We start from the raw sequence: 15,405 nt of genomic DNA on the forward strand, positions 1-15,405 counted from the left end.
GGACAAGGACATGGCTGCACGGATCGCCAAGCGATTCATCACCCTCCCGCTGGACAAGCGCAAAGTGTTTCTAGAAAAAATGCTCGGCGAAGGCGTGTCGCCGGCCAACCTGCCGATCCCGCAGGTGCAGTCGGAGGTCGAGACGGTTCCGCTGTCCTTCGCACAGGAGCGTCAGTGGTTCCTCTGGCAGCTGGAGCCGCAGAGTGCGGCCTACCACATCTGCATTGCGCTGCGCATGAAGGGCCCGTTGAACGCGAACGCGCTGGAGCGCAGTTTCAACGCCCTGGTGGCACGCCACCAGGCCCTGCGCACCACCTTCGCCCAGACCCACGACGGCCCGGTGCAGCGCATTGCCCCGCACCTGACGCTGGAAATTGCGCGTCATGTGCTGGCCCCCCAGACAGAGGCGGCGGTTCTGGCCTTTGTCCAGGCGCAGACACAGGCCCCGTTCGACCTGGAGCACGGCCCTCTGTTGCGCATCGCGTTAGCATCCTCGGCGCCGGACGAGCATGTGCTGGTGCTGGTTCAGCACCACATCGTGTCGGACGCCGCCTCGCTGGAGATCATGGTCAGCGACCTGGTGCAGTTGTATGCCGGCTACAGCCAGGGGCGCGAGGTGACGTTGCCCGAGCTGCCGATCCAGTACGCCGACTACGCCATCTGGCAGCGACGCTGGATGGAAGCCGGCGAACGTGAGCGGCAGTTGCAGTACTGGACTGAAAAGCTCGGTGGCGAGCAGTCGGTGCTGGAGTTGCCACTGGACCGCCCGCGCCCCTCCGAGCAAAGCCACCGCGGAGCGCGCCTGGATGTCGACCTCGATCACACCGTCGCCCAGCGTCTCAAACACCTGGCCCAATCGCACAACGTGACCCCTTTCATGCTGTTGCTTGCCTCATTCCAGACCCTTCTGCACCGCTACAGTCGTCAGGCGGACATCCGCGTCGGCGTGCCAGTGGCCAACCGCAACCGGGTCGAGACCGAGGGTCTGATCGGCTTCTTCGTCAACACCCAGGTCTACAAGGCCGACTTCAGCACCGCATCGAGCTTTGAGGCACTGTTGCAGCAGGTGAAGCAGACGTCGCTCGAAGCACAGCAGTATCAGGAGTTGCCTTTCGGCTACCTGGTCGAAGCGCTGCAACCCACCCGCAGCATGAGCGTCACACCGCTGTTCCAGGCCATGTACAACCATCGCGGGCTGGTCAATGAAACGCGGCAGGCATCAGACCACTCGGATGCGCTGCAGGTCGAAAACCTGCAGTGGGACACCCACAGCGCGCAGTTCGACCTGACGCTCAACACCGCCGAATCGCCGACTGGCTTCTCGGCAAGCTTCACGTATGCCACCGATCTGTTCGACGCCGCGACCATCGAGCGTCTGGCCCGGCACTGGCAGAACCTGCTGCAGGCGATTGTCGCTGACCCGCAACAGCGCGTCGGCGAACTGCCGTTGCTCGATGCCCGCGAGCAACAGGCCAACCTCCAGCAATGGAACCCGGCGCCTGCGCAGTTCGCCAGCCAGCGCTGCCTCCATGAACTGATCGAAGCCCAGGCTGCGCGTGCGCCGGGCTCCATCGCGCTGACCCTGGGTGACGCCCAGCTCAGCTACCGCGAACTCAACGAACGCGCCAACCAGATGGCCCATGCGTTGATTGCCCAGGGCATCGGGCCAGAGGTGCTGGTGGGCCTGGCCTGCGAGCGCAGCCTGGAGATGGTCGTCGGCCTGCTGGCGATCCTCAAGGCCGGCGGCGCCTATGTGCCACTGGACCCGGCGTACCCCGAGGACCGCCTGGCCTACATGATGGAAGACAGCGGCCTGAGCGTGGTGCTGGCCCAGTCGCACCTGCAACTGCCAGTTCCGCAAGGCGTGCGCACGTTGCTGCTGGACGATGACTTCGGCGCCTTCGCCACGCACAACCCGGCACTCTCGCTGGACCCTGCCAACCTGGCCTATGTGATCTACACCTCCGGCTCCACCGGCAAACCCAAGGGCGCGTTGCTGGCGCACCACAACGTGCTACGCCTGTTTGCCGCCACCGAACACTGGTTCGCCTTCGGGTCGAGTGACGTGTGGAGCCTGTTCCACTCCTATGCCTTCGACTTCTCGGTGTGGGAGATCTTTGGTGCGCTGCTGTATGGCGGCAGGCTGGTCATCGTGCCGCAGGCCACCAGCCGGGCACCGGAAGAGTTCTTCCAGCTGCTGTGCCAGCAGGGGGTCACCGTACTCAACCAGACGCCATCGGCGTTCAAACAGCTGATGCAGGTGGCCTGTGCTCCGGCGCAAGCCGAGATGAAGCCCGCCCTGCGCTACGTGGTATTCGGTGGCGAAGCCCTCGACGTGCACAGCCTGCGCCCTTGGTTCGAGCGCTTTGGCGATCAGCAGCCGCAACTGATCAACATGTACGGCATCACCGAGACCACGGTGCACGTCACTTACCGTCCTGTGTCGCTGGCCGATCTGGCCGGCGATGCGGCAAGCCCCATCGGCGAGCCGATCCCGGACCTGTCGTGGTACCTGCTCGATGCCGACCTGAACCCGGTGCCAAAAGGCGCCATCGGCGAGCTGTATGTGGGCCAGGCCGGCCTGGCGCGTGGTTATCTCAAGCGTGCCGATCTCACCGCCACGCGCTTCGTGCCCGACCCGTTCTCGGCCCGCGGCGAGCGCCTGTACCGCACGGGCGACCTGGCGCGTTATCGCCAGGATGGCATCGTCGAGTACGTCGGCCGCATCGACCATCAGGTCAAGATCCGCGGCTTCCGCATCGAACTGGGTGAGATCGAGGCACGTCTGGCGCAACAGGCTGTGGTGCGCGAGGCGCTGGTGCTGGCGGTGGACGGGCCGAGCGGCCAGCAACTGGTGGGTTATGTACTGCCCCACGATAACGACGCCGACCCCACGGCCCTGCGGGAAGAACTGAAAACCCGACTCAAGGCCGAACTGCCGGACTACATGGTGCCCACGCACCTGTTGTTCCTGGAGCAATGGCCACTGACGGCCAACGGCAAGCTCGACCGCCGCGCCCTGCCGGCCCCGGATGCGAGCCTGCTGCAGGCCGAGTACGTGGCGCCGCAGGGCGAACTTGAACAACAGATCGCCGCCCTCTGGCAACAGATGCTCGGCTGCGAGCGTATCGGCCGTACCGACGATTTCTTCGAGCTGGGCGGGCATTCGCTGCTGGCCACCCAGGTGATCTCGCGGGTGCGTCAGGTGCTGGGCTTCGACGTGGCCTTGCGCACGCTGTTCGAACACAGTCGCCTGGCGGATTTCGTCGCCACGCTGGATGCATTGAAGCGCATTGACGAGCCTGCGCTGGTTGCGGTCGAACGCGGCGTGCCGCTGCCGCTGTCCTACGCCCAGGAGCGCCAGTGGTTCCTCTGGCAGCTGGACCCGCAGAGCAGTGCCTATCACCTGCCGGCGGCCCTGCGCCTGCGCGGCCATCTGGACCTGAAGGCACTGCAACGTAGCTTCGACACGTTGCTAGCGCGTCATGAAAGTCTGCGAACGCACTTCACTCAAGAAGATGACCAACTGCACCAGATAGTCACCCATCAACCAGCCATGCTGATAGAACAGGAAGACCTGACCAATCAGAAAGACCAGATAGACACCTTTGTCGAAGTCGAAATCAACCGTCTGTTTGCATTGGATCAGGGGCCATTGTTACGGGTGAAGCTGCTGCAATTGGCAGCCGATGACCATGTGTTGATCATGACCCAGCATCATATCGTTTCCGATGCGTGGTCGATGCAGGTGATGGTCGACGAACTGATCAGCCTGTACAGCGCATACAGCGCAGGCCAGGATGTTGTGCTACCCGTACTGCCCATTCAGTATGCAGACTATGCGCTGTGGCAACGCGAGTGGATGGAGGCCGGAGAGCGGGATCGGCAACTGCACTACTGGCTCAAGCAGTTGAGCGGCGAGCATTCCGTCATAACATTGCCGACAGACCATGCCAGACCGCCAGAGCAGAGTTTCCGTGGGGACCATCTCGCGCTTACGCTCGATCAACCACTAGCGCTGAGCCTCAAAAAACTTGCACAACAGCGCGGCATCACGCCCTTCATGCTGTTGATGGCCTCGTTCCAAATGCTGCTGCATCGATACAACGGCCAACGCGACATTCGTGTAGGCGTGCCCGTTGCCAACAGAAATCGTATGGAAACCGAGCGCTTGATCGGCTTCTTCGTCAATACCTTGGTGCTCAAAACCGAGATAGAAAGTCAGCACACCGTCGCCACCCTGCTTGATCAGGTTAGAAACATTACTTTGCAGGCCCAAGCTCATCAGGACCTTCCGTTCGAACAGCTGGTTGAAGCGCTGCAGCCTGAACGAAGCCTGAGTCACAATCCGTTGTTTCAAGTCATGTTCAGCCACCAGGGCGAGACACGTGGCGTACAAAGGCAAAACGCGCTGCCAAATTTGGACGTAGAGTTCCTCGCCTGGGACAAGCAGACATCGCAATTCGATCTGATGCTGCATACAACTGAAAGCGCCGAAGGCTTCTCAGCGGTATTCACCTATGCCACCGATCTGTTCGAGGCGGCCACCATCGAGCGTCTGGCCCGGCACTGGCAGAACCTGCTGCAGGCGATTGTCGCTGACCCGCAACAGCGCGTCGGCGAACTGCCGTTGCTCGACGCCCGCGAGCAACAGGCCAATCTCCAGCAATGGAACCCGGCGCCTGCGCAGTTCGCCAGCCAGCGCTGCCTCCATGAACTGATCGAAGCCCAGGCTGCGCGTGCGCCGGGCTCCATCGCGCTGACCCTGGGTGACACCCAGCTCAGCTACCGCGAACTCAACGAACGCGCCAACCAGATGGCCCATGCGTTGATTGCCCAGGGCATCGGGCCAGAGGTGCTGGTGGGCCTGGCCTGCGAGCGCAGCCTGGAGATGGTGGTCGGCCTGCTGGCGATCCTCAAGGCCGGCGGCGCTTATGTGCCACTGGACCCGGCGTACCCCGAGGACCGCCTGGCCTACATGATGGAGGACAGCGGCCTGAGCGTGGTGCTGGCCCAGTCGCACCTGGGTTTGCCAACGCCGGCCGGGGTGCGCACGTTGCTGCTGGACGATGACTTCACTGGTTATGCCGCCAGCAACCCAGGCCTGACGCTTGACCCGGCCAACCTGGCCTATGTGATCTATACCTCCGGCTCCACCGGCAAACCCAAGGGCGCGTTGCTCGCGCACCACAACGTGCTACGCCTGTTTGCCGCCACCGAACACTGGTTCAACTTCGGGCCGAGTGACGTGTGGAGCCTGTTCCACTCCTATGCCTTCGACTTCTCGGTGTGGGAAATCTTTGGCGCGCTGCTGTATGGCGGCAGGCTGGTCATCGTGCCGCAGGCCACCAGCCGGGCACCGGAAGAGTTCTTCCAGTTGCTGTGCGAGCAGGGGGTCACCGTGCTCAACCAGACGCCATCGGCGTTCAAACAGCTGATGCAGGTGGCCTGTGCCCCCGCCAATGCAGCAGCCAAACCCGCCCTGCGCTACGTGGTATTCGGTGGTGAAGCTCTCGACGTGCACAGCCTGCGCCCTTGGTTCGAGCGCTTCGGCGATCAGCAGCCGCAACTGATCAACATGTACGGCATCACCGAGACCACGGTGCACGTCACTTACCGTCCAGTCAGCCTTGAAGACTTGGCCGGCGATGCGGCAAGTCCGATTGGCGAGCCGATCCCGGACCTGTCGTGGTACCTGCTCGATGCCGACCTGAACCCGGTGCCAAAAGGCGCCATCGGCGAGCTGTATGTGGGCCAGGCCGGTCTGGCGCGTGGTTATCTCAAGCGTGCCGATCTCACCGCCACACGTTTCGTGCCCGATCCGTTCTCGGCCCGCGGCGAGCGCCTGTACCGCACGGGCGACCTGGCGCGTTATCGCCAGGATGGCATCGTCGAATACGTCGGCCGCATCGACCATCAGGTCAAGATCCGGGGCTTCCGCATCGAACTGGGTGAGATCGAGGCACGTCTGGCGCAACAGGCTGCGGTGCGCGAGGCGTTGGTGCTGGCGGTGGACGGGCCGAGCGGCCAGCAGTTGGTGGGCTACGTCGTGCCGCAGGACGCCAATGCCGAGCACACCCAGTTGCGTGATCAACTCAAGGCCGGGCTCAAGGCCGAACTGCCGGACTACATGGTGCCCACGCACCTGCTGTTCCTGGAGCAATGGCCACTGACGGCCAACGGCAAGCTCGACCGCCGCGCCCTGCCGGCGCCGGATGCGAGCTTGCTGCAGCGTGAATACGTGGCACCGCAGACCGAAATGGAAAAACGCATCGCCACCTTGTGGCAAGACGTGCTCAAGCTGCCGCGCATTGGTCTGGACGACAACTTCTTCGAGCTCGGTGGCGACTCGATCATCTCGATCCAGGTGGTCAGCCGTGCCCGCCAGAGCGGGATCCGCTTCAGCGCCAAAGACCTGTTCCAGCACCAGACCATCAAGAGCCTGGCCAGTGTCGCGCAGGTCGCCGACACCACGCAGCAGATCGATCAGGGCCCCGTGCTCGGCACCACGCCCCTGCTGCCGATCCAGCAACTGTTCTTGCTCAGCGATACCCCCGAACCGCATCACTTCAATCAATCGGTGATGCTCGAACCATCCAGGCCGCTGGATGCAACCGTACTGGACCATGCCTTGCACGCGCTGCTGGAACACCACGATGCCTTGCGCCTGGTGTTCTTCCTCGACGGCGAACATCCAGGTGCTCGCTACCTGCCAGTGGACCCGACCTGCAAATCGCTGTGGCAGGCCGAGGTCGCTGACGAGCCTGCGCTCAACGAATGGGCCAATCGCGCCCAGGCCAGCCTGAACATCCAGCAAGGCCCGCTGCTGCGCGCCCTGCTGGCGACCCTGCCCGATGGCCAGCAGCGCCTGCTGTTGGTCATTCACCACCTGGCGGTGGATGGCGTGTCGTGGCGCATCCTCTTCGAAGACCTGCAACTGGCCTACCAGCAACGGCTGGTAAACCAGCCGACGAAACTGCCGGGCAAAACCAGCTCGGTCAAGGCCTGGGCCGAGCAGTTGCAAGGCTATGCACACAGCGAGGCCCTGCAAAAGGAACTGCACTACTGGCAGGCGCAACTGCAGGATGTACCCACCACACTGCCCTGCGAGCGCCCACACGGCAGCTTGCTGAACCGCCACGCACGCAGCGTGCAAAGCCGCCTCGACACGCAGCTCACCCGCCAACTGCTGCAGGAGGCACCGGCGGCCTATCGCACACAGATCAACGATTTGCTGCTGACCGCACTGGCACGCGTGATCGGCCGTTGGAGCGGCTCGCCAAGCAGCCTGATCGAGCTGGAAGGCCATGGCCGCGAAGACCTGTTCGACACGATCGACCTGACCCGTACCGTGGGTTGGTTCACCAGCGTGTTCCCGGTCAAGCTCACCCCCGCCAGCGGTATGGGCGAGTCGATCAAGGCAATCAAGGAACAGCTGCGCGCCATTCCCAACAAGGGCATCGGCTACGGCGCACTGCGCTTTCTTGGCGATGGGAGCGCGCGTCAGGCCCTGGGCGAACTGCCCGTCCCACGCATCACCTTCAACTACCTGGGCCAGTTCGACGCCAGCTTCGACAGCAATGAGGGCGCGCTGTTCGCACCGGCCGCTGAAAGCACCGGCGCCAACCAGAGTGCCCACGCAACGCTGGGCAACTGGCTGTCGCTCAACGGCCAGGTGTATGGCGGCGAGTTGAGCATGAACTGGAGCTTCAGCAGCGAAATGTTCGAGGAGGCGACGGTTCAGCAACTGGCCGATGCCTTCTGCCTGGAACTGGCGGCCGTCATTGCGCATTGTCGCGACCCGCAGCACAGGGGGCTGACGCCATCGGACTTCGCGCTGGCGCGTCTTAGCCAGCCGCAACTGGACCGTTTGCCAGTACCGTGCAGCGACGTGCAGGACCTCTACCCACTCTCGCCCATGCAGCAAGGCATGCTGTTTCACACGCTGGAGTCCAACGAGGCCAGCCTCTACATCAACCAGATGAGCGTACCGGTTATCGGGTTGGACCCCGAACGGTTCATCGCGGCCTGGAACACCGCGATTGCCCGCCATGAAATCCTGCGCACCGGGTTCTGGTCGGCCAACGAGCTGAATGAGCCGCTGCAAGTGGTGTACAAACACGCCACCCTGCCGGTGCGTCGCTTGGCCAGGCAAGCCACGACGTTCGATGAAAAGGCCCTGCAACGTATCCTTGAAGCGGACTGCGCCGAAGGCTTCGATCTGCTGCAGGCGCCGTTGACGCGCCTGACGCTGATCGACCTGGGCGAGCACAAGCACCACCTGATCTGGACCAGCCACCACATCCTGATGGACGGTTGGTCCAGCTCGCGCCTGCTCGGCGAAGTGCTGGAGCTGTACCACGGGCGCACGCCACCGGCAAAGCGCGGGCAATATCGCGACCATATCCAATGGCTGCAGAATCAGTCCCAGGCCAGCCTGGAGCAGTTCTGGAAACACAAGCTGCACGACCTTGAAGGCCCGACCCTGCTGGCCGGCAGCATTGCACCGCGTCCGGCCGGCGACCTGCAAGGGCATGCAGCGCTGTATCTGCACTGGGACGAAGCACGCACCCAGCGCCTGCGCGAACAGACCCAGCGCCTGCGTATCACGCCCAACACACTGATCCAGGCCGTATGGCTGCTGCTGTTGCAACGCTACACCGGCCAGCCCACCGTGTGCTTCGGCGCCACCGTGGCCGGTCGCCCGGCCAGCCTGCCCGGTGCCGAAGAAATGCTCGGGCTGTTCATCAATACCCTGCCGATCATTCAGACCCCGCAGCCGCACATGCCGCTGGCGCAGTGGCTGCAAGCACTGCAAACCTACAACCTGGAGGTTCGTGACCAGGAGCATGCCTCGCTGGCCGACGTGCAGCGCTGGTCGGGGCAGAACGGCCAGGCACTGTTCGACAGCATCATCGTGTTCGAAAACTACCCGGTGGACGACCGTCTGCAGGAAGCCGAGCAGAATCAGTTGAGCTTTGGCGAGGTGAACAGTCGTGACGTCACCAACTTCGCCATGGACCTGGCGATCAACCTGGGCCGCACCCTCAAGATCGAGTTCCTCTACCTGCGCAACCGCTTCACCGAGGCTGCCACGGCGCAGATCCGCACCAGCTTCGAAACCTTGCTCGATGCCCTGCTCGACAACCCTCAAGCAACCCTGGGCAGCCTGTCGATGCTCAGTGCCGACGAACAGCAGGCACTTGCACAACACAATCAACTGGCGCCGCCGAGCCACGACCCGGCGCTGCTGGCCGAGTGCATCCGCAGCCATGCCGAACGGCAGCCGCAGCGTATCGCGGTCACCTGCGCCGATGTGCAGTTGAGCTACGGCGAACTGGAAACCCGCGCCAACCGGCTGGCCCACCACCTGATCGCACAGGGCATCGGCCCTGAAGTGTGCGTCGGCATTGCCCTGGAGCGTTCGGTCGACGTGATCGTGGCGTTCTATGCCGTGATGAAGACCGGCGCAGCCTACGTTCCGCTCGACATCGACTACCCGCAGGAGCGCGTCAAGTGGATCGTCGAAGACTCGCGCATGCCGGTGCTGCTGACGCAACGCTCACTCCAGCACCGGTTTGCCGATGCCGGTGCCGGCACCCTGATCACACTTGACCATCTGGCCCTGGACACCTACCCCGCCAGTTGCCCGGCGCCTCGCGCCGACGCGGACAACCTCGCCTACCTGATCTACACCTCCGGCTCCACCGGCAAGCCCAAAGGAGTGGCCGTCAGCCACGGGCAGATCCGCATGCACTGCCTGGCGATTGCCGAGCGCTACGCGATGGACGCCAGCACCCGCGAGCTGCTGTTCATGTCGTTCGCCTTCGACGGTGCCCAGGAACGCTGGCAGTCGACCCTGCTCGGCGGCGGCCAGCTGGTGCTGCGCGACAACCGCCTGTGGACTGCCGAGGAAACCTGGCAGGCCCTGCACGCGCACAACATCGATATCGCCTGCTTCCCGCCCGCCTACCTGCAGCAACTGGCCGAATACGCCGCCAGCGTCGAAGCGCCGCCACCGGCGGTGCGGGTGTACTGCTTTGGTGGTGACGCGGTGGCCGAGGCCAACTTCGAGCTGGTCAAGCGTGCACTCAAGCCGGCCTATCTCACCAACGGCTACGGCCCCACCGAAACCGTGGTCACGCCGTTGCTGTGGAAAGTCGACGCCAGCCAGCAGTGCGGTGCGGTGTATGCGCCCATCGGCACCCGCGTGGGTCGACGTACCCTGTACGTACTCGACGACCAGCTCAACCCGGTGCCCGACGGCGTGGCCGGCGAGCTGTACCTCGGTGGCGAAGGCGTGGCGCGCGGCTATCACCAGCGTCCCGGGCTCAGCGCCGAACGCTTCGTTGCCGACCCGTTCGCGGGCGATGGCAGCCGCCTGTACCGCACCGGTGACCTGGTGCGCCAGCGCGCCGACGGCGTGTTCGACTACCTCGGCCGACTGGACAATCAGGTCAAGGTGCGCGGTTTCCGCATTGAGCTGGGCGAAATCGAATCGCGCCTGCGCCAGCAACCCGGGGTGTCCGACGCGGTGGTGGTTGCACGTGAAACCGGCGCCGGCAAGCAACTGATCGGCTACGTGGTAGCGGACGACGCCGGTGACCTGGGCGAACGCCTGCGCGGTGCACTGCAGGTCGAGCTGCCCGACTACATGGTACCGGCGCAGATCCTCGCGCTGGCCGCCTTCCCGCTCAACCCCAACGGCAAGCTCGACCGCAATGCCCTGCCCGACCCGGACTTCAAGGCGCGTGCCTTCATCGCCCCGCGCAATGCGCTGGAGCAGGGCTTGGCGGCCATCTGGCAACAGGTGCTGGAGGTCGAACAGGTTGGCGTTACCGACAACTTCTTCGAACTGGGGGGCGACTCGCTGCGTGTGCTCAAGGTGCTGTCCAGGGTACGTAGCCAGCCGGAGCTGGGCATCGAACTGAAACTGCGCGACCTGATCGGCAAGCCGACCATCGCCGAGCTATCGGGCTACGAGGCCCAGGTGTCTTCCCTCGACCCGTTGCTGTTGCTCAACAGCCCGGTCGAACAGGCGCGGCCGCTGTTCTGCCTGCACGCAGGCTTCGGCACGGTATTCGACTACGAGCCGCTGGCTCGCCGCCTGGAAGGCCAGCGCAGCGTGTATGGCCTGCAATGTCGAATGCTGCTGGAGCGTAGCTGGGAAGACGAATCCCTCGAGGCCATGGCCATCGACTATGCCCAGTACATCCGCCAGAAACAGGCCAGCGGTCCTTACCACCTGCTGGGTTGGTCACTGGGCGGCACCCTGGCGGTGCTGGTCGCGCAAGAGCTTGAGAAACAGGGCCAGCGGGTGGGTTTCCTCGGCCTGGTGGACAGCTTTCTGCCATCATCTGCGCCTGCGCAGCCTGCAGCCGATGAGGACTGGAGCGAAGACCTTGGCAGCTTCCTGGGTGTCATCATGGGCGTGCCAAGTGACGCGCTGCCGGTGTTGCAGGTGCGCGCCAGCAGCCCTGCCAACCACCTCGAAACGGTGATTGCCCAGGTGCAGGCCCAGGTCATCAGCGCCTCGGCGTTCGCCTCCATCGGCGCTGAAGAACTGGCCCATACCTTCCGTGTAGCCATGAAACTCAAGGCATTGTCCGAGGCCATCGAGGGGCTCCCCGCAACGCAGGTGCCAGCGCAGTGCTGGTGGGCCAGGGCCGGCGCAGGCCAGACCCAGCTGCGCCTGGTGCAGGCGCAACTCAACGAACCGGTCGCCGCCGGCCATTACGACATGCTCAAGCATCCCGAGCTGCTGCGCCGCGTGCTGGAGCAGTTGCAGGAAAGCCACAGCGTCACCTGTTGATACCACCGCCGCCCCGTCAGCCGGGGCGGCGCTTACCGATAGCTTTGCAAGGAACCTCTACATGCCTCTGGATCCCGACCTCGAAGGCTTCCTGGAACTGGCCCAGATGGGCCGCCTGAGTGGCAAGAGCAGCGCGCTGCACGAACTTGATCTGGCACTGGCGCGCACGCAGTTCGAAACCACCTCGCAAGTGCTCGACCCCTGCCCGCCAGGCGCCATCAACGTTACTACCCTGAGCATTCCAACCCGCGACGGCCAGTCCATCGCGGCGCGTCTTTACCGCGCCGATGCCAGCGACACGGCGTTGCTGCCAACGCTGCTGTTCTTTCATGGTGGCGGTTATGTGGTCGGCAGCCTGGACTCCCATGACTCCATCTGCCGCCGCCTGGCAGCAAGCGGGCGCCAGGCGGTGCTGGCGCCGGCTTACCGGCTGGCCCCGCAATACCCGTTCCCGACCGCCGTGCATGATGCGCTGGATGCCGCCAACTGGCTGGCTGAACAGGCCACGGCGCTGCACCTGGACAACCAGCGGGTGACACTCGCGGGCGACAGCGTCGGCGCCACCCTGGCCACCGTGCTGGCGATCACGGCGGTCAAGCAGCCACAGGCGTTGCAGCTCAAGCCCAGGGCGCAGCTACTGTTCTATCCGGTCACCGATACCTCGCGCCAGCGCGACTCGCATCGCCGCTATGCCCATGACTACCTGCTCGAGACCGCCACGCTGGAATGGTTCTACCACCATTACAGTGCCGACCCGGCGCAGCACCTGGACTGGCGCGTCTCGCCGTTGCTGGCCAGCGGGCTGGGCGAACTGGCCCCGGCGTATGTGAGCCTGGCCGAATACGACCCGCTGTTTGACGAAGGGCTGGAATACGCCCGCCTGCTGGAGGCCAGCGGTACTTCGGTGACGTTGAAGGTGCAGCAGGGGCTGACCCACGATTTTCTGCGCATGGGCGGGATTGTGGCGGATGTCGAGGCGATCTATACGGCGGTGGACCGCTGGTTGGCCTCGCTGTAGTCGAGGCAGGTGGCGCCCATGAAAAAGCCCGCAGCGTTGCGGGCTTTTTTGTGGCGTTGGCGATTACCAGAACGTACCCCGCAACGTCAGCATGTGGTTACGCGGCTCACCGTACCAGTTGGCGGCAACCGAAGAGCCTACTGTCGAATAATAGGTCTTGTCGAACACGTTGTTGAGGTTGTAGGTGAGGCTCCAATGATCATCGAGACGATACTCGGCCATGGCGTTCCACACGGCGTAGCCTGCCTGGCGATATTCATAGCTTTCGTTGCGAATGACCGCACCTGTGTTGTCCAGCACCGCTGCGGTTCCACTGACATAGTTGGCACTCTGCAGGTTCACCCCGCCGCCGATTTTCAAGTCATTGAATTCGCCTGGCAGACGATATGTGGACCATAGCTTGAACAGGTGTTTGGGGGTCAGGCTGCTGAACACCGTGTCGTCGTTACGATTCTGGTTGTGGTTATAGGTGTAACCCGCCATCAGGCTCCAGTCGGGAAGCAGCTCACCGCTGACCTCCATGTCCACACCCTTGCTGACCACTTCGCCCTGCGTCACATAACAGCAGCTGCCACCAAACGGAACGGTCGTTACCGGATAAGCAGGGTCTAGAACAGCCTCGTGCTCACGCTTGGTGTAATACAGAGCGAAGGAGGTGTTGACGGCACCGCCCCACAGCTCCCCCTTGATACCGGTTTCGTAGGTCTTGCCGGTCATGGGTTCGATCGAATTGCTGGATTCGGTACCCGGTGCAGGCGTTGGGCCTTCAAGTTTGTTCTGCTGTGGCTTGAAGATTTCCGAATAGCTGGCATACGCCGACCACTCATCATTCAGGTCATATACCACGCCACCATATGGAACCACCTTGGTGGGCTCTCGGGTAGAAAGATAAGCCGGTGCAACGCCCCTTTCCTGATACGTCTGATAGAACTTGTACCGTTGCGCACGAGCACCAACGATCAGGTGCAGAGGTTCGGCCAGTTGCAGCCGCAGGGTCGAGTAGAGACCGTACTGGATCTGGGTATTGGGGTTGTAATCAGCCAGCCAATCCTTGGTGGTGGGTGGGTTTGGCCACGGAGTGGAACCGGGATCGAACACGTTGATTGGCTCGAAGGCGCCTGCCAGTTGCCCGGTGCCCCTCCATTGACTGGTGATTCGCTGATGATCTGCCCCCATCAAAAACTCATGCTGGCGATCGAACAGGTTGAATTTACCCGCCAGGTTAACGTCCGCCAATTGCTGATCGCTGCGGTAGCGCGCCACACTGCCGAAGCGCGTTGCCCCGGTGCCCGTCACCGGGTTGACACTGCCCACGTTGAACGCGCGCTTCTGCAACCCGGAGTCCTGAGTCTGGGTGTAACTGACGTTAAGCTTCCAGTCATCCGACAGCTCGTGATCGACCTTGGCAAACACCTCATCCGACCGACCGTCCTGGAACGCCCAGCTCTCGCTCAGGTTGGTATGGCGCGGCAAACCAAGATCCTTGCCGTCGCTGTAGCGAGGCAGGCCGGCGCTGGCACCGTTCTCATTGATACGCTCGGAACGTCCACCGATGGTCAGGCGTGTGCTGGGCAACACGTCCGCCTCCAGAATGCCGTAAAGCGTAGGGCTCTGCGAACTGCGCTCATCCATGAAGTACTGCCTGTCGGTATAGGCCGCTACTAGTCGCCCCCTCAGCTTGCCGTCGAAGCCCATCGGCCCCGTGATGTCGACCTGGCTACGGTAGTTGTCCCATGAACCCGCAGACGCCTCGAACTTCAATTGATAGGTGTCCAATGGGCGCTTGCGCACCAGGTTGATGATGCCACCGGGGTCGCCCGTACCACCAAAAAGGCCTGAAGCACCACGCAGTACTTCAACGTGATCGAACTCGGCCAGGTTGTAGACCTTGCTTGAATAGAAGCTGCCCGCTGTAGTGCCCAGCGCCATGGGGGCTGCACCATCGATCTGGATGTTCTCGATGGCAAAGCCGCGGGAGTAGAAGTCGTTGATGCGCTCGTTCGAGTTGCGCACAGTGATACCCGGCGTCATCTTCATGGCATCGGTCAAATCGACCATGCCCTTGTCCTGAATCACCTGATGGGTAATGACCGAAACCGACTGCGGCGTCTGGCGCAGGCTGGTCGGGGTCTTGGAGCCGACACTGGTCAGGCTGGGCGTATAGGAACCGGTATTCTCGGTCATCTGCCCCATGCCCTGGCCCTGGATGGTGGTGGTACCGAGTTCCAGAGCCGCCCCCAGCGCAGGAGTTCTTTCGACCAGGATCACATCGCCGCTGAGCCTGGCGCTCAAGCCACTGCCCAACAACAATCGATCAAGCCCCTGCTGTACCGCGTAACGCCCGTGCAGCCCTTGCGAATGCTGGCGGGTCACTACTTCACTGGCAACCATCAGGCGCAACCCCGCCTGATCGGCAAACCGCGTCAGTGCCTGGTCAAGCGGGCCTGGCGCAACATCGAAGACCTGCTCAACGGCGTGTTGGTGATCCACCGCCCTGGCCGGTAGGCTGACACCCACGCAGCTCGCTGTCACGATCGCCAGGCTCAAGGCGGTTTGTCTGATCAGATACGGCATA

3 protein-coding genes are annotated in these 15,405 nt (G+C 63.2%); 2 read left to right on the top strand and 1 reads right to left on the bottom strand.

Annotation, left to right across the window (positions count from 1 at the left end):
- Positions 1-10 precede the first annotated feature (10 nt).
- Together ACPRTJ_RS01315 and ACPRTJ_RS01320 are read left to right on the top strand one after the other, a co-directional pair.
- Positions 11-11,812: an amino acid adenylation domain-containing protein gene (locus tag ACPRTJ_RS01315; RefSeq protein WP_426427847.1), complete on the top strand. Its 11,802-nt coding sequence runs from the start codon at positions 11-13 to the stop codon at positions 11,810-11,812.
- Positions 11,813-11,873: 61 nt separating this feature from the next.
- Entirely contained in the window at positions 11,874-12,830 is a 957-nt protein-coding gene (locus tag ACPRTJ_RS01320; protein WP_213607248.1) for an alpha/beta hydrolase, read from the top strand.
- Positions 12,831-12,893: 63 nt separating this feature from the next.
- Here the strand turns inward: ACPRTJ_RS01320 and ACPRTJ_RS01325 are convergent, their stop codons facing one another.
- Positions 12,894-15,404: a TonB-dependent siderophore receptor gene (locus ACPRTJ_RS01325; RefSeq protein WP_116053330.1), complete on the bottom strand. Its 2,511-nt coding sequence runs from the start codon at positions 15,402-15,404 to the stop codon at positions 12,894-12,896.
- Between the last annotated feature and the right edge of the window lies 1 nt (position 15,405).

Origin of the sequence: Pseudomonas palmensis, assembly GCF_049942755.1 — a bacterium.
Taxonomy (GTDB): Bacteria; Pseudomonadota; Gammaproteobacteria; order Pseudomonadales; family Pseudomonadaceae; genus Aquipseudomonas; species Aquipseudomonas palmensis.

Excerpts from the sequence above, each read along its gene's own strand:
- ACPRTJ_RS01315 (WP_426427847.1), top strand. The coding sequence starts at position 11 with ATGGCTGCACGGATCGCCAAGCGATTCATCACCCTCCCGCTGGACAAG.
- ACPRTJ_RS01325 (WP_116053330.1), bottom strand. The coding sequence starts at position 15,404 with ATGCCGTATCTGATCAGACAAACCGCCTTGAGCCTGGCGATCGTGACA.
- ACPRTJ_RS01320 (WP_213607248.1), top strand. The coding sequence starts at position 11,874 with ATGCCTCTGGATCCCGACCTCGAAGGCTTCCTGGAACTGGCCCAGATG.